Below are 19,319 nucleotides of genomic sequence, written 5' to 3'. Positions count from 1 at the left end.
CAAGGTCGAAGCGAACACCTTGTCAATGGCCAGGATGCTGACGCGCCGCAACGACGCGGAGGGTTGGGTAAACATCATTGTCATTGTTCTTATAGGGTAGAGTGGTCAATCACCGGCTGGATCGTCTTATTTTTTGGCGATTGTGTCTACCCCGCAGAATGTAGCAGCGGCCTTGTGTCGAGAAAGGGCCGCAACGCGGCCCCCTCCCGGCTACGGCGCAGGGTTCGGCTGGTCCTGATGGATCGCTTCGATAGCCGCCAACAGCTCGTCACTCAGGTTCAGCTCCACGCTCTTGAGGTTGCTCTCCAGTTGCACCAGGTCGGTGGCACCAATGATGTTGCTGGTCACGAACGGCTGGCGTGTCACGAACGCCAGGGCCATCTGTGCCGGATCCAGGCCATGGTCTCGGGCCAGTTGCACATAGCGGCTGCAGGCCGCCACGGTTTGCGGGTTGGAGTAGCGGGCGAAGCGGCTGAACAGGGTGAGGCGGCCTTTTTCCGGGCGCGCGCCGTTCTCGTATTTGCCCGAGAGCATGCCGAAGGCCAGTGGCGAGTACGCCAACAGGCCGCACTGCTCGCGGATGGCCACTTCCGCCAGGCCCACTTCAAAGCTGCGGTTGAGCAGGTTGTACGGGTTCTGGATCGACACCGCGCGCGGCCAGCCGCGGCTTTCCGCCAGCTGCAGGAACTTCATGGTGCCCCACGGCGTTTCGTTGGACAGGCCGATGTGGCGGATCTTGCCCGCCCGCACCTGTTCATCGAGCACTTCCAGGGTTTCCTCCAGCGGGGTGAAGTGGTCGTGGGGCAGATGCTGGTAGCCCAGCTTGCCGAAGAAGTTGGTGCTGCGTTCCGGCCAGTGCAACTGGTAAAGGTCGATGCGGTCGGTGCTTAGCCGTTCGAGGCTGGCGTCCAGCGCTGCAACGATGTGCTGGCGGTTGTGCTTGAGCTGGCCATCGCGGATATGGCTGATGCCGTTGCCGGGGCCTGCCACCTTGCTGGCCAGGATCCAGTCATCGCGGTCGCCGTGCTGGCGGAACCAGTTGCCGATGATGCGTTCGGTGGCGGCGTAGGTTTCGGGGCGGGGAGGGACCGGGTACATTTCGGCGGTGTCGATGAAGTTGACCCCGCTGGCCTTGGCCCGATTGATCTGGGCAAAGGCCTCGGCCTCGTCATTCTGCTCGCCCCAGGTCATGGTGCCCAGGCACAGGGCGCTGACGTCGAGGTCGGTACGGCCGAGCTTGCGGTATTCCATCGGGAAAACACTCCTTGGCAAAGAAGCCCATAAAAGCAGGTTGAAATTTTTCGCGCAATCTGGATAATTCGGCACCTCTCCGTGTGGTGGGAGTGATGCACCGCCGCGCAGGAAGAACCCCGTCGAACATTGGCGTGCCCGACCCGAGCCCCCAAAAGCGTCTGTGTTCGGCTGCGCGCTTGCCCTTGGCAAGCTGTGCACTATCCAGTAAGATTCGCCGTCTATTTTTCGCTGGGCGGCCTCTGAGGCTTTAGAGAATGAAAACTTTTACTGCTAAACCGGAAACAGTAAAGCGCGAGTGGTTCGTAGTCGACGCCGCTGGTCAGACCCTGGGTCGTCTGGCTACCGAAATCGCTAGCCGTCTGCGTGGCAAACACAAACCAGAATACACCCCTCACGTTGACACCGGCGACTACATCGTCGTCATCAACGCCGAGCAGATCCGTGTAACTGGCGCCAAGTCTTCCGACAAGATGTACTACTCCCACTCCGGCTTCCCAGGCGGCATCAAGGAAATCAACTTCGAGAAGTTGATCGCCAAAGCCCCTGAGCGTGTTATCGAAACCGCGGTCAAAGGCATGCTGCCGAAGAACCCGCTGGGTCGCGACATGTACCGTAAGCTGAAAGTGTACGCGGGTGCTGCTCACCCACACACTGCTCAGCAGCCTCAAGAACTGAAGATCTAACGGGATAGTTCATTATGTCGGCGACTCAAAATTACGGCACTGGCCGTCGCAAGACCGCAACCGCTCGCGTTTTCCTGCGTCCGGGTACTGGTAACATCTCCATCAACAACCGTTCTCTGGACGTGTTCTTCGGTCGCGAAACCGCTCGCATGGTTGTTCGTCAGCCACTCGAGCTGACCGAAACCACCGAGAAGTTCGACATCTACGTCACCGTTGCCGGTGGTGGTGTCAGCGGTCAAGCCGGTGCGATCCGTCACGGTATCACCCGCGCTCTGATGGAATACGACGAAACTCTGCGTGGCGCTCTGCGTCGTGCTGGCTTCGTTACCCGCGACGCTCGTGAAGTCGAGCGTAAGAAAGTGGGTCTGCGTAAAGCGCGTAAGCGTCCTCAGTACTCCAAGCGTTAATACCGCTTCGGCAGTCGAAAAAAGCCCGGTTCCTTGGAACCGGGCTTTTTTTATGTCTTGAACTAACCTGTCAGCATGTCTGGGGCGACCCGTCGCATAGACGCAGATCAAGCAAAGCGAGGGTTGTAGCCGTACTCCGGCTAATCACCTTGTCACTGTGTGGATTTGTTTCTTACCATGGCGGCCAATTTTTAGTGCCACAGACATTACCTAAGTACAGGCCTGGTTCAACAGGCCAAGCAAGCTGATGGGAGAGGACTGAATGAGCAATGACGGCGTCAACGCAGGCCGGCGCCGCTTCCTCGTAGCCGCGACATCCGTGGTCGGGGCAGCGGGGGCAGTGGGGGCTGCGGTACCGTTCGTGGGGTCATGGTTTCCCAGTGCCAAGGCAAAGGCTGCCGGTGCACCGGTGAAGGTGAATATCGCCAAGGTGGAGCCTGGGCAGCAGATGGTCGCCGAATGGCGAGGTCAGCCCGTTTTCATCGTGCGGCGAACGCAAGAAATCCTCGGGAATCTCAAGAAACTCACTGGGGAGCTGTCTGACCCTGAGTCGAAAGCGTCGGAGCAGCCGGCCTACGTCGACCCGGAAGTTCGCTCCATCAAGCCAGAACTGCTCATCCTCGTAGGCCTGTGCACGCACCTGGGCTGCTCGCCGACCTTCCGCCCGGAAGTCGCGCCCGCCGACCTGGGGCCGAAATGGGTGGGTGGCTATTTCTGCCCCTGCCACGGCTCCCACTATGACCTGGCTGGCCGTGTGTACAAGTCGCAGCCGGCGCCTCTCAACCTGCCAGTGCCACCGCACTCTTACGAGTCGGATGACATCGTCGTCATCGGCGTCGACCAGGAGAAAGCATGATGAGCAAGTTCATGGACTGGATTGACGCTCGCTTCCCCGCCACCAAGATGTGGGAAGACCACCTGAGCAAGTATTACGCGCCCAAGAACTTCAACTTCCTGTATTTCTTCGGCTCGCTGGCGCTGCTGGTGCTGGTCAATCAGATCGTCACCGGCGTGTGGTTGACCATGAGCTTCACGCCCTCGGCTGAAGAGGCCTTTGCTTCGGTCGAGTACATCATGCGTGACGTGGAGTACGGCTGGATCTTGCGCTACCTGCATTCTACGGGGGCTTCGGCGTTCTTTATCGTAGTCTACCTGCACATGTTCCGCGGCCTGCTCTACGGCTCCTACCAGAAGCCACGCGAGTTGGTGTGGCTGTTCGGCATGCTGATCTACCTGGCGCTGATGGCAGAGGCCTTCATGGGCTACCTGCTGCCGTGGGGGCAGATGTCGTACTGGGGTGCCCAGGTGATCATCTCGCTGTTTGGTGCCATCCCGGTGATTGGCGGCGACCTTACCCAGTGGATTCGCGGCGATTACCTGATCTCCGGCATTACCCTCAACCGCTTCTTCGCGCTGCATGTGGTGGCCCTGCCAATCGTGATCCTCGGGCTGGTCGTGCTGCATATTCTGGCCCTGCACGAGGTGGGTTCGAACAACCCGGATGGGGTCGACATCAAGAAGAAAAAGGACGAGAACGGTATCCCGCTCGACGGCATCCCGTTCCATCCGTACTACACCGTCAAAGACATTGTCGGGGTAGTGGTGTTCCTCTTCGTGTTCTGCGCAGTGGTGTTCTTCTTCCCGGAAATGGGTGGTTACTTCCTGGAAAAACCCAACTTCGAGCAGGCCAACGCGTTCAAGACGCCTGAGCATATCGCGCCGGTCTGGTACTTCACGCCGTTCTACGCGATCTTGCGCGCGGTGCCCGACAAGCTGCTGGGCGTGATCGCGATGGGCGCTGCCATCGCCGTGCTGTTCGTATTGCCATGGCTCGACCGCAGCCCGGTGCGCTCCATGCGTTACAAGGGCTGGATCAGCAAGGTCTTCCTGCTGGTGTTCTGCATAGCCTTCGTCATCCTCGGCGTGTTGGGGGTACTGGCACCAACGCCGGGGCGCACATTGCTCTCGCAGGTGTGCACGGTGTTGTACTTCGCCTACTTCCTGCTGATGCCGTTCTACACAAGGCTTGAGAAGACCAAACCGGTTCCGGAAAGGGTGACTGGCTGATGAAAAAGTTGATTGCAGTATTTTTGCTGGCAGTGATGCCCGCCTTTTCCTTCGCTGCCGAACATGGCCTGGAGCTGGACAAGGTCGATATCGACCTGACGGACAAGGCCGCCATGCAGGACGGTGCGCGGACCTTTGCCAACTATTGCATGGGCTGCCACAGCGCCAAATTCCAGCGCTATGAGCGTGTTGCTGACGACCTGGGGATTCCCCATGAGCTGATGCTCGAAAAGCTGGTGTTCACCGGTGCCAAGATCGGTGACCACATGACCATCGGCATGAAGCCCAGTGATGCCAAGACCTGGTTCGGTGCAGCGCCGCCTGACTTGACCCTGGTCGCCCGGGTGCGCGGCACCGACTGGCTGTACAGCTACCTGCGCAGCTTCTACGAAGACCCTTCGCGCCCGTACGGCGTGAACAACAAGGTGTTCCCGAACGTTGGCATGCCCAACGTGCTGGTCGGCCTGCAGGGTAACCAGGTAATTGGCTGCAAGCAGGTGCAGATGGTGGTTGATGGCAAGAAACAATTCGACCCATTGACGGGGAGCCCGCTGACGCATGAAGCGTGTGACCAGCTGACCATCACGCCGAATTCCGGTACCCTGACGGCCGAGCAGTTCGACGAGAAGGTCAAGAACCTGGTGACCTTCCTGGCCTATTCGGCCAACCCGGTCAAACTGGAAAGCCAGCGCATCGGTACCTACGTGTTGCTGTACCTGGCTTTCTTCTTCGTGTTCGCCTACTTGCTCAAGCGCGAATACTGGAAGGACGTGCACTGATCACGCAGTAGTTTCTGGTAGTTGAACGCGCCCGGGGGAACCTAGCAATATTGCCAGGTTACCCCGGGCGCGTTTTCATTTAGAGTTTTACGCATGCCTTGCGAGGAGGCGCTACATGGGCGCGACCAACCGGTTAGCCTGCTATTCCGATCCCGCTGACCATTATTCTCATCGGGTACGCCTCGTTCTCGCCGAGAAAGGTGTCAGCGTACAGATCATCGACGTCGATCCCGGCCGCCTGCCGCCCAAGCTGGTTGAAGTGAACCCTTACGGCAGCGTGCCGACCCTGGTCGATCGTGACCTGGCGTTGTATGAGTCGACCGTGGTGATGGAATACCTCGAGGAGCGTTACCCGCACCCGCCGCTGATGCCGGTTTATCCGGTGGCGCGTGGTAACAGCCGTTTGTTGATATACCGCATCCAGCGTGACTGGTGCGCGCTGGCCGATACCGTGCTCGACCCGCGCAGCAGCGATGCCGCCCGCGCCGAGGCGCGCAAGGCGCTGCGAGAGAGCCTGACCGGGGTCTCACCGCTGTTCGGTGAGTTCGCTTGCTTCATGAGTGATGAGCAAAGCCTGGTCGATTGTTGTCTATTGCCCATACTCTGGCGTTTGCCGGTGCTGGGTATCGAATTGCCGCGGCAAGCCAAGCCGCTGCTTGATTACATGGAGCGGCAGTTTGCCCGTGAGCCATTCCTGGCGAGCCTGTCCTCCGTTGAACGTGAAATGCGCAAGCTTTAAGGAGCTGTTGATGAACTCCAGTCGCCCCTATCTGGTTCGAGCACTGTACGAGTGGATCGTCGACAACGATTGCACCCCTCATATGCTGGTCAATGCCGAGTTTCCGGCTGTCCAGGTGCCGCAAGGTTTCGCCAGTGACGGCCAGATCGTCCTGAACATTTCTCCGAGTGCTGTGCGCAATCTGCACATGGACAACGATGCGGTGAGCTTCGAGGGGCGCTTCGGCGGTGTTGCCCATTCGCTGTACGTGCCGGTCAGCGCCATTCTGGGTATTTACGCCCGTGAGAATGGCCAAGGCATGGTCTTTGAGCTCGAGCCGTCGTTGCTGGACAGTGAAGAGCTGGAGAATGATGACGTGGAGCCGGATGACGATGGCCCGCCGGATGGGGGTGGTCAGCCACCGCGTCCGAGTGGTCGGCCAAGCCTGAAGGTGGTCAAGTAACAAAAAAAGGCGACCTTAAGGGGTCGCCTTTTTCTTTGTCGCATCGCTGCGCTTACAGATCGCTGATCGTGCGAATCTGGTCGCGGTTGATGCGAGTCTGCTTGCCATCGAGTTGCTGGAACTCGTAGAAGCCGGAATCCTGGTCGAATTTCGGCTCGTCAACGGTCTGGAATTCGCGGCCGTCATTCAGGGTGATGAGGCTGGGTGTGGAGCAGCCGGCCAGCGTGGCGAAGGTGCCGAACAGGAGGGCAGGCAGCAAAAGCTTTTTCATGCGGTGTTTCCCGGGTTCTGGAAGGGTGGAGCACGTTCGTTGCCTACACCGGCCCGCGACAGGCCGGCGCAGGCAGAGGCATCAGTCGATGTATTCGAACAGTTTGACGATCTTCTGCACGCCTGACACGCCCTGTACCACGGCAGTGGCCGAGTTGGCTTCTTGCTGGGTCACCAGGCCGAGCAGGTAGACGATACCGTTCTCGGTGATCACCTTGATGCGCGAGCTGGGCACGGCATTGTCGGTCAGCATCTGGGTCTTGATCTTGGTGGTCAGCCAGGCGTCGTTGTTGCGCGCAAGGATGGAGGAGGGCTGCATGACCTGCAGCTCGTTGTGCACCTTCTTGACGCGCTGCACTTGGCCGGCGGTTTGTTCGGCCAGGCTCTTGAGGTCTGCCCGCGGGGTCTGGCCTGCCAGCAGCACAACGCCGTTGTAGCTGCTGACGACGATGTGCGAGCCGTTGTCCAAGTCAGGGCTGGCCTTGGAGATGTTGACCGCGGCTTTGGTTTCGATCAGCGAGTCGTCGATCTTGCTGCCGATGGTGCGTGTACCGCGATCGTCCTCGATCGGCGAGTTACGGGTCGAGGTCAATACCGAGCTGCAGCCGGTGACGCTCAGGCACAGGGTCAGGGCCATCAGGCCGAGGCGCTTGGGGATCATTCTTCACTCCCGAACAGTTGGCTGTCGATCAGATCGCACAGGCAGTGGATCGCCAGCAGGTGGACTTCCTGAATACGTGCAGTGACCGTCGAAGGCACGCGGATTTCCACGTCCTCGGGCAGCAGCAACGAAGCCATGCCGCCGCCGTCACGTCCGGTCAATGCTACGACAATCATTTCGCGATCATGTGCGGCCTGGATCGCTTGAATTACGTTGGCCGAGTTGCCGCTGGTCGAAATCGCCAGCAGAACGTCGCCGGGCTGGCCCAGGGCGCGGATCTGCTTGGAGAAGATTTCGTTGTAGCTGTAGTCGTTGGCAATCGAGGTCAGTGTCGAGCTGTCGGTGGTCAGGGCGATCGCCGGCAGGCTCGGGCGCTCGCGCTCGAAGCGGTTGAGCAGTTCCGAAGAAAAATGCTGGGCGTCGCCGGCCGAGCCGCCGTTGCCGCAGGCGAGCATCTTGCCCTCGTTGAGCAGCGCATTGACCATGACCAGGCTGGCCTGCTCGATGTGCGGTGCCAGGATGTCCATTGCCTGTTGCTTGGTATCGATGCTGGCCTGGAACAGCCGGCGGATTCGGGATTGCATGTCCATCTGGTGACCTTAAGTGGGGCGGTGGCCTTTGCTACGCGCAACAGGGACCAGCCCGCGAAACATAGAGCAATAAAATGGGAGTGGGTTCAGCATTCGAAGGCGTTTTTCAGCCATTGAAGTGGCCGGCCTGCATGGTGGCTACCCTGCAAGGCGACTACGTCGAAGCGGCAAGGGTGGTTGGCCCAGCGAGACTCCTTCTGCAGAAAAAGGCTGGCGGCAAGCACCAGTCGCTTCTGCTTGCGCCCGTCGATACTGCCGAGGGCGCCACCGAAGCCCGCATGCAACCGGTAGCGGACTTCGACGAATACTACTGTATTGGCGTCGAGCATGACCAGATCAAGCTCACCGCCTTTGCATCGCCAGTTGCGCGTCAGTAGCTGCAACCCTTGCCCTTGAAGGAACTCAAGGGCAAGGGTTTCTGCAGCCTGGCCAGCGCTGGTTGGCGATGCGTCAGGCATCAGCGAGCGGTATCCGGCAGGCGTTTGACCTGGCCACCAGAGAATTCGGCCCATGGCAGCTGGCGTTCGATGCGCTGGCTGGGGTTCATGCTCAGGCTGCCGGAGAGGCCTTGCACGCGGTTGTCTGGCAGCGCTTTCAGCTGGCCAAGGCGCGGCGCCAGGCTGTAGGCATCAACGCCCATGGCATACAGGCGGCCGAGGCTGCCGGCGGCTTGGGGCCATTGCTGAACAACCTGCTGGCGCAGGCCGTTGGTGGTGTCCAGCAGCCATGGCGTTTCGCAGAAGCGGATGCCGTTCATGTCGTTGTACTGGTTGACGTCACCGCTGGCACTGTACAGATTCGAGGTGGCGTATACCGGTACGTCGCCGGCGTACTGGAAGTTCAGGGTCGGTTTGATCTGCTGCGCCTGTTGCGGGGTCGAGGCAAGGAAGATGAAATCGATGTCCTGGCGGCGCGACGGCTGCGCAGCAATGGTGCCGCCGACGGTGCTCTGCAGGCTTTGCGCGCGGCCTTCGCTCTGGCGCAGCTGGAACAGGTTGGCGATCTGTTGGGCGAGGGCGACAGGCTGGGCGATGCGCTCTGCAGCGATGATGGTGCCGCCGTTGCCTTCCCAATCCTGACGGAAGGCGGCGAGCACGCGGTCGCCCCATTCACCGCTTGGCACCAAGGCCACGGCACGGACTTTGCCGTCGGCACGGGCGCGCCGCGAGACTTCGCGGGCTTCGTCTTCAGCGGCGAGGCCGAACTGGAACAGCTGCGGCGGGGCGGTCTGGCCGGCGTCGGCGTAGTTCAGGGCGAGGGTGGTGATTGGCAATTGTGCGTTGGCGGCGAGCTTCTTCACCAGCGGCTTTTCCAGCGGGCCGACCACCAGTTGCACGCCATCGGCCTGGGCCTGGCGATAGAAGTCGTCGAGCGAGCCGATGCGCGAGCTGTCGTACACCTGCACCGCTGGCGCTTGCTGGCCAGCCTGCTGGGCCTGGAAGTGGGCAGCCATGAAACCGTCACGCAGGGCGCGCGCCACGCCCGCCAGCGGGCCTTCCTGGGGCAGCAGCAGGCCGATCTTGGTCAGCGGCTGGCTGGCCAGCTCCTTGAGCTTGGTCAACGGCAGGGGCAGTTGCTTGGCCGCCGGGTGATCGGGGTTCTGTTTGCGCCAGGTGTCGATGGCTGCCTGCTGCTGCTCCAGGGTGCCGGCGCTTTTCACTGCCAGGGCCAGGCTGGTCCAGCCGGCCAGGGTTTGGTTGTTGGCGGGCTGCTGCAGTTGTTCGGCAGGCAGCGAAGCCACCAGCGCCCAGATCGCGTCGTTGTTGGCGCTGGCGGCCTGGCCGCTGAGCAAAGGAGTCAGCAGTACACGTTGCTGGGCTGCAGCCAGGGCCTGGCCATCGGCCTCGAGGGCGGCTGCGTGCACGCTGTAGGTGCGCACCTGCTGCTCTTCCGGCAGCTCGGCGATGTGCTGCAGGCTGGGGTGCGACAATGCGCTGAGGGCAGCCTTGGGCTGGTTGCGGCTCATCGCCAGTTCCGCGCTCAGGGTGGCAGCGAAAATCTGCTGGGCGGGCTTGAGCGTATCCATCGGGACCTGCTCGAGAATGCGTGCGGCGCGCGGGAAGTCCTTCTGCTGGTAAGCCAGGTCGGCAGCGCTCAGGCGCAGCAAGGCAGCGTCCTGCGCGGACTTGCTGGTCGCCGCTTTTTCAAGCAGTTGCTCGATGCTGGCGTCCGGGGTGCGTGGCAGCTCGCCCAGGCTGGATGAGGGCGAGCTGGCGCAGGCTGCCAGCAAGGCAGCGAGGCAGAGGGCTGTGAACAGCCGCAGGCAAGCGATCATGTAAAGGTCCTGTTACTCGATCAAGTTGGCCGGCAATTGTACCGAAGCGTTGGCCGGGGCGCGATCATGCTGATTGCAGAACCTTCACTATAGGTGGCTGGGCGGTGGATGCGGGTGAAGTTCTTTGCGCCCTGTTGCCGGCGCTCGGGCTACAATGGCGCCTTTGATCCGAAAGACAGGTGTGCGCAGTGACTGATGTGGCAGGGGCTTCGAAATCCACCGTGGGGACGCTGTACGTGGTCGCTACCCCTATCGGCAACCTCGACGACATGAGCGCCAGGGCATTGAAGGTGCTGGCCGATGTCGCCCTGATCGCCGCCGAGGACACCCGGCATTCGATCCGCCTGCTGCAGCACTTCGGCATCGACACGCCCTTGGCAGCCTGCCATGAGCACAACGAGCGCGACGAAGGTGGGCGCTTCATCACCAAGCTGCTGGCTGGCGAGGATGTGGCGCTGGTGTCCGATGCCGGTACCCCGTTGATTTCCGACCCGGGCTACCACCTGGTGCGTCAGGCGCGTGCTGCGGGCGTCAATGTGGTGCCCGTGCCAGGTGCTTGCGCCTTGATTGCTGCGCTCTCGGCGGCGGGACTGCCGTCTGACCGGTTCATCTTCGAAGGTTTCCTGCCGGCCAAGACTGCCGGTCGTCGGGCGCGTCTGGAGCAGGTCAGGGAAGAACCGCGTACGTTGATCTTCTATGAAGCGCCGCACCGTATTCTTGAATGCCTGGAAGACATGGAGCTGGTGTTCGGGGGCGAGCGCCCGGCGTTGCTGGCGCGTGAGCTGACCAAGACCTTCGAGACCCTCAAGGGGCTGCCGCTCGCCGAGTTACGGGCATTCGTGGCCGGTGATTCCAACCAGCAGCGCGGCGAGTGTGTGGTGCTGGTGGGTGGCTGGAGCGCACCCGAAGGCGAGCAGGCCATCAGCGCCGAGGCGCAGCGCGTGCTAGACCTGCTGCTGGCCGAATTGCCCCTCAAGCGTGCAGCGGCGTTGGCGGCAGAAATTACCGGTGTGCGCAAGAACCTGCTGTATCAAGTAGCACTGGAAAAGCAGAAAGAGCAGTAGTGGCTATTTGATATAAGTTGCGGTATCGCTTGTTCTTGAGCGCGCGTGCCGTTAACCTTGTCGGCGGAGAGTCGATCGGACAGTCGCTGCCGCCTTTTGTTCCGCAAAAGACGGGGGAGGAAAGTCCGGGCTCCATAGGGCAGAGTGCCAGGTAACGCCTGGGAGGCGCGAGCCTACGGAAAGTGCCACAGAAAATAACCGCCTAAGCACTTCGGTGCCGGTAAGGGTGAAAAGGTGCGGTAAGAGCGCACCGCACGGCTGGCAACAGTCCGTGGCTAGGTAAACCCCACTCGGAGCAAGACCAAATAGGGTTCCATCAGGCGTGGCCCGCGTCGGAACCGGGTAGGTTGCTAGAGGCGTCCAGTGATGGCCGTCGTAGAGGAATGACTGTCCTCGACAAAACCCGGCTTACAGATCGACTCTCCACCTCTTCCCTCCTGCTTGATCGATAGCAGATCCTTCCTGGTAATACCGAAAAGATCTTACTCTTCATAAATCACTTTAACTTCGAACTGCATTCGTTTGAGTCGGTTTGATTTTTCACGTTTTTTTTATCCTCTGGCACACCTTCCTCCTTCCTTTATTGCGCTAAATCTCGGTCCTGTAAGGGTTTTCCTTATGAACGTGCCTTGACGGTGCAGCGGGCGGATTCCTATAGTGTGCGCAAGTGGCAGAAAGTGGGATGAAGTGGGTTTTCTGGCACAAAAAAGCTAACATTGTGGGGAATCGCAGCCGTGTTCCGCGGAGCCAACGCCGTCAGCCTCGATGCAAAGGGCCGTCTCGCAATGCCGAGCCGGTACCGTGACGAGCTCGATTCGCGCTGCAATGGTCAGCTGATCGTGACCATCGACGCCGTTGACCCCTGCTTGTGTGTTTACCCGCTCGATGAGTGGGAACAGATTGAAGCCAAGTTGCGCGCCTTGCCGTCGTTGCGTGAGGAAAACCGCCGCCTCCAGCGTTTGCTGATTGGTAATGCGGTTGACCTGGAGCTCGATGGCAGTGGGCGTTTCCTGGTGCCGCCCCGTCTGCGTGAGTACGCCAAGCTGGACAAGAAGGCGATGCTGGTGGGGCAGCTGAACAAATTCCAGCTGTGGGATGAGGATGCCTGGAACGCAGTTTCGGCAGCCGATCTTGCAGCTATCCAACAACCGGGCGCCATGCCCGACGATTTGCGTGACCTGATCCTGTGACCATAGATAGCGGCTTCAACCACATCACCGTCCTGCTCGACGAAGCTGTCGAGGCATTGGCCCTGCGCGCCGACGGTTGCTATCTCGACGGCACTTTCGGTCGAGGCGGGCACAGCCGTCTGATCCTCAGCAAGCTGGGGCCGCAAGGTCGGCTGCTGGGCTTCGACAAAGATCCTCAGGCGATTGCCACCGGGCAAGCGCTAGCGGCCGAAGACGGCCGCTTTGTCATTGTGCAGCGCAGTTTTGCCGAGCTGGGGGCCGAGGTGGCCGAGCGCGGCCTGGACGGCAAGGTCAGCGGTATCCTGCTTGACCTGGGCGTTTCCTCGCCGCAGCTGGACGACCCTGAGCGTGGCTTCAGCTTCCTCAATGATGGCCCGCTGGACATGCGCATGAACCCTGACCAGGGCATCAGCGCCGCCGAGTTCATCGCCACCGCGCCTGCGGAAGAAATCGCCCGCGTATTCAAAGAGTACGGCGAGGAGCGTTTTGCCGGGCGCATGGCGCGAGCCGTCGTGGAGCGCCGTGAAAAGCAGCCTTTCACCCGTACCGCCGACCTGGCCGAAGTGCTCAAGGTCGCCAACCCCGCCTGGGAAAAGGGCAAGAACCCGGCTACCCGCGCCTTCCAGGGCCTGCGCATCCACGTCAACAACGAGTTGGGTGACCTCGAGACAGGCCTTGAGGCTGCACTCGATGCGCTGGAGGTCGGAGGTCGCCTGGCGGTGATCAGCTTCCATTCGCTCGAAGACCGCATCGTCAAACTGTTCATGCGCAAGCTGGTCAAGGGTGAGGCAGACAACCTGCCGCGCAACCTGCCTGTGCAACACAAGGTCTTCGAGCCCAAAATCAAGCTTATCGGCAAGGCACAATTCGCCTCGGAAGCGGAACTCAAAGCCAACCCGCGGTCGCGCAGCGCCGTGATGCGGGTGGCGGAGAAGCTTCGGTGAGCCGGCTATTTGCCAAGCCTTTGCCAGGCGGAAGCTTCATGATGCTTCTGCTGTTTGTCGGTGTGCTCGTTTCGGCCATTGCCGTGTCGTACAGCGCCCACTGGAACCGCCAGTTGCTCAACACCTTGTACGGTGAATTGAATGAGCGCGACAAGGCCCAGGCCGAGTGGGGGCGGCTGATCCTCGAACAAAGTACCTGGACCGCCGCCAGCCGTATCGAGAGCCTGGCCTCAGAGCAGCTGAAAATGCGTGTGCCTGCGGCTGACGAAGTGCGGATGGTGGCGCCATGATGAAGCTCGAAGGCGCACTTTACCCTTGGCGTTTTCGCGTAGTGATCGGCTTGCTGGCGGTGATGGTCGGTGCCATCTGCTGGCGCATCATCGACCTGCAGGTGGTCGACCGTGACTTCCTCAAAGGTCAGGGCGATGCCCGCAGCCTGCGTCATATTCCTATTCCGGCACACCGTGGTCTGATTACCGACCGCAACGGTGAGCCACTGGCCGTCAGCACGCCGGTCACCACTTTGTGGGCAAACCCCAAGGAGATGCAGGCGTCCAAGGAGCGCTGGCCGCAGCTAGCCGCGGCGCTGGGGCAAAATGCCCAGCAGCTGACCGAGCGCCTCACCCAGCAGGCGGGCAAGGAATTCATCTACCTGGTCCGTGGCCTGACCCCGGAGCAGGGCCAGCACGTGCTCGACCTGAAAGTGCCTGGGGTGTACGGCCTCGAAGAATTCCGCCGCTTCTATCCGGCCGGCGATGTCACCGCCCACATGGTCGGCTTCACCGACCTCGACGACCACGGTCGTGAAGGGGTGGAACTGGCCTACGATGAGTGGTTGGCCGGTGTGCCCGGCAAGCGTCAGGTGATCAAGGACCGGCGCGGCCGGCTGATCAAGGACATCCAGGTGACCAAGAACGCCAAGGCCGGCAAGACCTTGGCGTTGTCCATCGACCTGCGCCTGCAATACCTGGCCACCCGCGAGCTGCGCAACGCCATCGCCGAACAGGACGCCAAGGCCGGCAGCCTGGTGATCATGGACGTGAAGACCGGTGAGGTCCTGGCCATGGTCAACCAGCCGACCTACAACCCGAACAACCGCCGCAGCATGTTCCCGGCCGCGATGCGTAACCGCGCCATCATCGACGTGTTCGAGCCAGGCTCGACCGTGAAGCCGATCTCCATGAGTGCGGCATTGCAGAGCGGCCGCTGGAAGCCTACCGACAAGGTCGAGGTCTACCCGGGCAGCCTGCAGATCGGCCGATACACCATCAAGGACGTTTCCCGAAGCGAAGGCCCGATCCTCGACCTGACCGGGATCCTGATCAACTCCAGTAACGTCGGCATGAGCAAGATCGCCTTCGACATCGGCGGTGAAGCCATCTACCGGGTCATGTCCCAGGTCGGCCTGGGCCAGTACACCGGCCTTGGCTTCCCGGGCGAGCGGGTTGGCAACCTGCCCAACCACCGCGAGTGGCGCAAGGCCGAGACAGCAACCCTGTCGTACGGCTATGGCGTGTCGGTTACCGCATTGCAGCTGGTTCATGCCTACGCGGCGCTGGCCAACGACGGCAAGATGGTGCCGCTGTCGATCCTCAAGGTCGACAAGGCGCCGGAAGCCGTGCAGGCCATCCCGAAAGAAACCGCTGAAACCGTACAAGGCATGTTGCAACAGGTGATCGAAGCGCCGCGCGGAGTGTTCCGTGCCCAGGTGCCGTTCTATCACGTGGGTGGCAAGTCGGGCACTGCGCGCAAAGCCACCGTGGGGTCGAAGGGCTACACCGAAAACGCCTACCGCTCGCTGTTTGCAGGCTTCGGCCCGATGAGCGACCCGCGTTACGCCATCGTTGTGGTCATCGATGAGCCGAGCAAGGGCGGTTACTTCGGTGGCCTGGTATCGGCGCCAGTGTTCAGCAAGGTCATGTCGGGCACCCTGCGGCTGATGAACGTGCCGCCGGATAACCTGCCGCCAGCCACAGACCCGCAGCAAGTCAATGCAGTACCCGCCAAGGGAGGGCGTGGATGATGACAATGCCACTGAGCAAGCTTTTCGCCGACGCCAGCCGCGATCCCCTGATCCGTGAACTGACCCTGGACAGCCGTGCCGTGCGCCCGGGTGACCTGTTCCTGGCCGTGCCAGGCGCCAAGGTCGATGGCCGCGATCATATCGCCGATGCCCTGGCCCATGGCGCCGCTGCAGTCGCTTATGAAGTGCAGGGCGCCAGCGTGCTGCCGATCACCGACGTGCCGCTGATTCCGGTCAAAGGCTTGATCGCCCAGTTGTCGTCCATCGCCGGTCGTTTTTATGGCGAACCGAGCCGTCAGCTGAACCTGATCGGGGTTACCGGCACCAATGGCAAGACCAGCGTCACCCAGTTGGTGGCTCAGGCGCTTGATGCGCTTGGTCAGCGTTGTGGCCTGATCGGTACGTTGGGTACCGGTTTCTACGGCGAGTTGCAGAGCGGCCGCCTGACCACGCCAGACCCGATCGCCGTGCAGTCGACCCTTTACGACCTGAAGAAGGGCGGCGCCAAGGCCGTAGCGATGGAAGTGTCCTCGCATGCCCTGGAGCAGGGACGTGTCGCTGCGCTGGAATTCGACATCGCGGTCATGACCAACCTGTCCCGTGATCACCTCGACTACCACGGCAGCATGGAGGCCTACGAGGCCGCCAAGGCCAAGCTGTTCGCCTGGCCCAGCCTGCGTTGCCAGGTGGTCAACCTGGATGACGACTTTGGCCGTCGCCTGGCGGCAGACTTCGCCCGTCGTCCGAACGCTGACCATGTCGAGACACGGCTGATCAGCTACAGCCTGGAAAACCCGGACGCTTCCCTGTATTGCCGTGAAGCGAAGTTCGATGACGATGGCGTGCGCGCAGTGCTGGTTACCGCCCAGGGTGAACGCACCTTGCGCAGCCAGCTGCTCGGCCGCTTCAACCTGAGCAACGTGCTCGCGGCCGTGGCGGCGCTGCTGGCGCTGGATTATTCGCTGGACGAAATTCTCAAGGTCACCCCACAGCTGCAAGGGCCTGTTGGCCGCATGCAGCGCCTGGGCGGTGGCAAGAAGCCGCTGGTGGTGGTCGATTACGCGCACACACCAGACGCCCTGGAAAAAGTCCTCGAAGCCTTGCGCCCGCACGCCCATGGCCAACTGCTGTGCCTGTTCGGCTGTGGTGGCGACCGTGACCGCGGCAAGCGCCCGCTGATGGCCGAGGTTGCCGAGCGCCTGGCTGACCGTGTGCTGGTCACCGACGACAACCCGCGTAGCGAAGACCCGCAAGGCATCTTCGACGATATTCGCCCTGGTTTTGCCCAGCCTGCCGACGTCGAGTTCGTCGCTGGCCGTGGCGAGGCCATTGCCCACCTGATCGCTACCGCTGCCGCCGACGACGTCATCGTTCTGGCTGGCAAGGGGCACGAGGATTATCAGGAGATCGATGGCGAGCGCCATGATTTCTCCGATCTGGTCGAAGCCGAGAAGGCACTTTCAGCCTGGGAGGCTCCACATGCTTAAGCCCATGACACTCAGCCAGCTGACCACAGCACTGAGTGCTCGGCAGGTCGGCGCCGATGCCAGCTTCACCGGTGTCAGCATCGATAGCCGCAGTATCGGTGCCGGGCAGCTGTTCATTGCCCTGACCGGCCCGCGTTTCGATGGCCATGACTACCTGGCTGATGTGAAGGCCAAAGGTGCCGTGGCGGCTCTGGTCGAGCGTGAGGTCGCCGATGTCGACCTGCCACAACTGCAGGTCAAGGACTGCCGCGTGGCGTTGGGCCAGCTGGGTGCGCTGAACCGCGCCGCGTTCGACAAGCCGGTGGTGGCCATCACCGGCTCCAGCGGCAAGACCACGGTCAAGGAGATGCTTGCCAGTATCCTGCGCACCCGTGGCCTGGTGCATGCGACCCGCGGCAACCTGAACAATGACCTCGGCGCACCGCTGACCCTGCTGGAAATCGCGCCGGAGCACAGCGCTGCGGTAATCGAGCTGGGGGCGTCGCGCATTGGTGAAATCCGCTACACCGTCGGCCTTGCTCGGCCGCAGGTGGTCATTATCAATAACGCCGGTACTGCCCATGTCGGCGAGTTCGGCGGCCCAGAGAAAATCGTCGAAGCCAAGGGCGAAATCCTCGAAGGCCTGGGCGAGGGCGGTACGGCCATTCTGAATCTGGACGACAAGGCTTTCGCTACCTGGAAAGCCCGTGCAGGTGCGCACAAGGTCATCAGTTTCGCCCGCAGCGATATCAAGGCTGACTTCTACGCCAGTGACATCGGTCGCGATGCCCGTGGCTGCCCGTCGTTCACGCTGCATGGCGCCGGTGACTCGGTGGCTGTGCAACTCAACGTGCTGGGTGAGCACAACGTCAGCAACGCCCTGGCCGCCGCAGCCGCCGCCCATGCCGTTGGTCTGAGCCTGAGCGGTATCGCCGCCGGCCTGAATGCCGTGCAGCCGGTCAAGGGCCGCACCGTGGCGCAGATCGCGCCTAACGGCGTGCGAGTGATCGATGACAGTTACAACGCAAATCCCACCTCCATGTGCGCGGCCATTGATATACTCGCCGGCTTTTCCGGGCGCACCGTTCTGGTGCTTGGGGATATCGGCGAACTGGGCCAGTGGGCGGAGGAAGGCCACCGTCAGGTGGGCGATTACGCACGCGGCAAGGTCGACGCCCTGTATGCAGTGGGTACCAACATGATTCATGCGGTCACGGCGTTCGGCGCCGATGGCCGTCATTTCGCTACTCAAGCTGAGTTGATCGAAGCCGTTCGCGCCGAGACTGCCAGCAATACCACTATCTTGATCAAGGGCTCGCGCAGCGCTGCGATGGAAAACGTCGTGGCTGCACTGTGCGGTGCCAGCGGGGAGAAACATTAATGCTGCTGCTGTTGGCTGAGTATCTGCAACAGTTCCACAAGGGCTTCGCGGTCTTCCAGTACCTGTCCCTGCGCGGGATCCTCGGTGTACTGACCGCGTTGTCGCTGGCGCTGTGCCTGGGCCCGTGGATGATCCGTACCCTGCAGATTCGCCAGATCGGTCAGGCTGTCCGTAATGACGGCCCGCAATCGCACTTGTCCAAATCAGGCACCCCTACCATGGGCGGTGCCTTGATCCTGTCCGCCATCGGCATCAGCACCCTGCTGTGGGCCGACCTGTCCAACCGTTACGTGTGGACGGTGCTGATCGTCACGATGTTGTTCGGGGCCATCGGCTGGGTCGACGATTACCGCAAAGTGATTGAAAAGAACTCGCGTGGCCTGCCTAGCCGCTGGAAGTACTTCTGGCAGTCGGTGTTCGGCCTGGGTGCTGCAATCTTCCTGTACAAGACTGCGCCGACCAGTGTCGAAACCACCCTGATCGTGCCGTTCCTCAAGGACGTCACCATTCCGCTGGGTATCGGCTTCGTCGTCCTGACCTACTTCGTCATCGTCGGCTCGAGCAATGCGGTCAACCTGACTGACGGCCTGGATGGCCTGGCGATCATGCCAACGGTCATGGTCGGCGGCGCCCTGGGCATCTTCTGCTACCTGTCGGGTAACGTGAAATTCGCTGAATACCTGCTGATCCCGTACGTACCTGGCTCGGGCGAACTGATCGTGTTCTGCGGCGCGTTGATCGGCGCGGGCCTCGGCTTCCTGTGGTTCAACACGTATCCGGCCCAGGTGTTCATGGGCGACGTCGGCGCGCTGGCGCTGGGCGCCGCGCTGGGCACCATCGCCGTGATCGTGCGCCAGGAAATCGTGCTGTTCATCATGGGTGGCATCTTCGTCATGGAAACCCTGTCGGTGGTGATCCAGGTCGCCTCCTTCAAGTTGACCGGCAAGCGCGTGTTCCGCATGGCGCCGATCCACCACCACTTCGAACTCAAGGGCTGGCCTGAGCCACGCGTGATCGTCCGTTTCTGGATCATCACCGTGATTCTGGTGCTGATCGGCCTTGCAACCCTGAAACTGAGGTAGAC

General features: G+C 61.5%; 21 protein-coding genes and 1 other RNA gene. 16 read left to right on the top strand and 6 right to left on the bottom strand.

Annotated features, from left to right (window positions below; all coding sequences use genetic code 11):
- Positions 1–210 precede the first annotated feature (210 nt).
- Positions 211–1,251, bottom strand: a complete 1,041-nt coding sequence (locus ACFY68_RS08925; protein ID WP_387525750.1) for an NADP(H)-dependent aldo-keto reductase — start codon at positions 1,249–1,251, stop codon at positions 211–213.
- A gap of 257 nt (positions 1,252–1,508) precedes the next feature.
- Here ACFY68_RS08925 and rplM point away from each other — a divergent pair, with 257 nt between their 5' ends.
- The 7 genes from rplM (at position 1,509) to ACFY68_RS08890 (ending at position 6,371) form a co-directional block, all read left to right on the top strand.
- Entirely contained in the window at positions 1,509–1,937 is a 429-nt protein-coding gene (gene rplM / locus ACFY68_RS08920; protein WP_008097538.1) for a 50S ribosomal protein L13, read from the top strand.
- 14 nt (positions 1,938–1,951) lie between these two features.
- Entirely contained in the window at positions 1,952–2,344 is a 393-nt protein-coding gene (rpsI, locus tag ACFY68_RS08915) for a 30S ribosomal protein S9 (protein ID WP_346615551.1), read from the top strand.
- Between the two features lie 262 nt (positions 2,345–2,606).
- Entirely contained in the window at positions 2,607–3,200 is a 594-nt protein-coding gene (gene petA / locus ACFY68_RS08910; protein WP_387525746.1) for a ubiquinol-cytochrome c reductase iron-sulfur subunit, read from the top strand.
- Positions 3,200–4,411, top strand: coding sequence for a cytochrome bc complex cytochrome b subunit (locus ACFY68_RS08905; protein WP_346615603.1), 1,212 nt, complete (start codon positions 3,200–3,202; stop codon positions 4,409–4,411). Before petA ends, ACFY68_RS08905 begins: the two co-directional genes overlap by 1 nt.
- Positions 4,411–5,190, top strand: a complete 780-nt coding sequence (locus ACFY68_RS08900) for a cytochrome c1 (protein ID WP_387525743.1) — start codon at positions 4,411–4,413, stop codon at positions 5,188–5,190. The genes ACFY68_RS08905 and ACFY68_RS08900 overlap by 1 nt, the downstream gene beginning before the upstream one ends.
- 115 nt (positions 5,191–5,305) lie before the next feature.
- Positions 5,306–5,929, top strand: coding sequence for a glutathione S-transferase N-terminal domain-containing protein (locus tag ACFY68_RS08895; RefSeq protein ID WP_387525740.1), 624 nt, complete (start codon positions 5,306–5,308; stop codon positions 5,927–5,929).
- Positions 5,930–5,939: 10 nt separating this feature from the next.
- Positions 5,940–6,371 (top strand): ClpXP protease specificity-enhancing factor, encoded by a 432-nt coding sequence (locus ACFY68_RS08890; RefSeq protein ID WP_387525737.1) that lies wholly within the window; start codon positions 5,940–5,942, stop codon positions 6,369–6,371.
- A 52-nt stretch (positions 6,372–6,423) separates the two neighbouring features.
- Here the strand turns inward: ACFY68_RS08890 and ACFY68_RS08885 are convergent, their stop codons facing one another.
- The 5 genes from ACFY68_RS08885 to ACFY68_RS08865 form a co-directional block, all read right to left on the bottom strand.
- Positions 6,424–6,642 (bottom strand): YgdI/YgdR family lipoprotein, encoded by a 219-nt coding sequence (locus ACFY68_RS08885; protein ID WP_346615686.1) that lies wholly within the window; start codon positions 6,640–6,642, stop codon positions 6,424–6,426.
- Between the two features lie 81 nt (positions 6,643–6,723).
- Positions 6,724–7,302 carry a BON domain-containing protein gene (locus ACFY68_RS08880; protein WP_346615687.1) on the bottom strand — a complete coding sequence of 193 codons (579 nt, stop codon included), beginning with the start codon at positions 7,300–7,302 and terminating at the stop codon, positions 6,724–6,726.
- Complete coding sequence (locus ACFY68_RS08875) at positions 7,299–7,892, bottom strand: phosphoheptose isomerase (protein WP_008097558.1); 594 nt, start codon at positions 7,890–7,892, stop codon at positions 7,299–7,301. Before ACFY68_RS08875 ends, ACFY68_RS08880 begins: the two co-directional genes overlap by 4 nt.
- 86 nt (positions 7,893–7,978) lie before the next feature.
- On the bottom strand, positions 7,979–8,350 hold the full coding sequence (locus tag ACFY68_RS08870; protein WP_387525733.1) for a YraN family protein: 372 nt from the start codon (positions 8,348–8,350) through the stop codon (positions 7,979–7,981).
- On the bottom strand, positions 8,350–10,167 hold the full coding sequence (locus ACFY68_RS08865) for a penicillin-binding protein activator (protein WP_387525730.1): 1,818 nt from the start codon (positions 10,165–10,167) through the stop codon (positions 8,350–8,352). Before ACFY68_RS08865 ends, ACFY68_RS08870 begins: the two co-directional genes overlap by 1 nt.
- Positions 10,168–10,355: 188 nt before the next feature.
- Between ACFY68_RS08865 and rsmI the strand changes: the two genes are divergently transcribed.
- From rsmI to mraY, 9 genes are all read left to right on the top strand, one after another.
- Positions 10,356–11,231, top strand: a complete 876-nt coding sequence (rsmI, locus tag ACFY68_RS08860; protein WP_387525727.1) for a 16S rRNA (cytidine(1402)-2'-O)-methyltransferase — start codon at positions 10,356–10,358, stop codon at positions 11,229–11,231.
- A 67-nt stretch (positions 11,232–11,298) separates the two neighbouring features.
- Positions 11,299–11,658: RNase P RNA component class A (gene rnpB, locus ACFY68_RS08855), an RNA gene on the top strand.
- Positions 11,659–11,965: 307 nt separating this feature from the next.
- Positions 11,966–12,421 carry a division/cell wall cluster transcriptional repressor MraZ gene (gene mraZ, locus ACFY68_RS08850; RefSeq protein ID WP_011535546.1) on the top strand — a complete coding sequence of 152 codons (456 nt, stop codon included), beginning with the start codon at positions 11,966–11,968 and terminating at the stop codon, positions 12,419–12,421.
- On the top strand, positions 12,418–13,365 hold the full coding sequence (gene rsmH, locus ACFY68_RS08845; RefSeq protein WP_387525722.1) for a 16S rRNA (cytosine(1402)-N(4))-methyltransferase RsmH: 948 nt from the start codon (positions 12,418–12,420) through the stop codon (positions 13,363–13,365). Before mraZ ends, rsmH begins: the two co-directional genes overlap by 4 nt.
- On the top strand, positions 13,362–13,655 hold the full coding sequence (gene ftsL, locus ACFY68_RS08840; RefSeq protein WP_387525719.1) for a cell division protein FtsL: 294 nt from the start codon (positions 13,362–13,364) through the stop codon (positions 13,653–13,655). Before rsmH ends, ftsL begins: the two co-directional genes overlap by 4 nt.
- Positions 13,655–15,388 carry a peptidoglycan D,D-transpeptidase FtsI family protein gene (locus tag ACFY68_RS08835; RefSeq protein WP_387525879.1) on the top strand — a complete coding sequence of 578 codons (1,734 nt, stop codon included), beginning with the start codon at positions 13,655–13,657 and terminating at the stop codon, positions 15,386–15,388. The genes ftsL and ACFY68_RS08835 overlap by 1 nt, the downstream gene beginning before the upstream one ends.
- Positions 15,388–16,875, top strand: coding sequence for a UDP-N-acetylmuramoyl-L-alanyl-D-glutamate--2,6-diaminopimelate ligase (locus ACFY68_RS08830; RefSeq protein WP_387525876.1), 1,488 nt, complete (start codon positions 15,388–15,390; stop codon positions 16,873–16,875). The genes ACFY68_RS08835 and ACFY68_RS08830 overlap by 1 nt, the downstream gene beginning before the upstream one ends.
- A complete protein-coding gene (gene murF, locus ACFY68_RS08825; protein WP_387525716.1) occupies positions 16,868–18,235 on the top strand; it encodes a UDP-N-acetylmuramoyl-tripeptide--D-alanyl-D-alanine ligase in 1,368 nt (455 codons plus the stop codon). Before ACFY68_RS08830 ends, murF begins: the two co-directional genes overlap by 8 nt.
- A complete protein-coding gene (gene mraY / locus ACFY68_RS08820; RefSeq protein ID WP_387525713.1) occupies positions 18,235–19,317 on the top strand; it encodes a phospho-N-acetylmuramoyl-pentapeptide-transferase in 1,083 nt (360 codons plus the stop codon). Before murF ends, mraY begins: the two co-directional genes overlap by 1 nt.
- Positions 19,318–19,319: the final 2 nt, after the last annotated feature.

Source organism: Pseudomonas sp. NPDC012596 (assembly GCF_042902325.1).
Classification (GTDB): domain Bacteria; phylum Pseudomonadota; class Gammaproteobacteria; order Pseudomonadales; family Pseudomonadaceae; genus Aquipseudomonas.
Note: the sequence above shows the minus strand (reverse complement) of the source record. Positions and strands in the feature narration are given on the sequence as shown.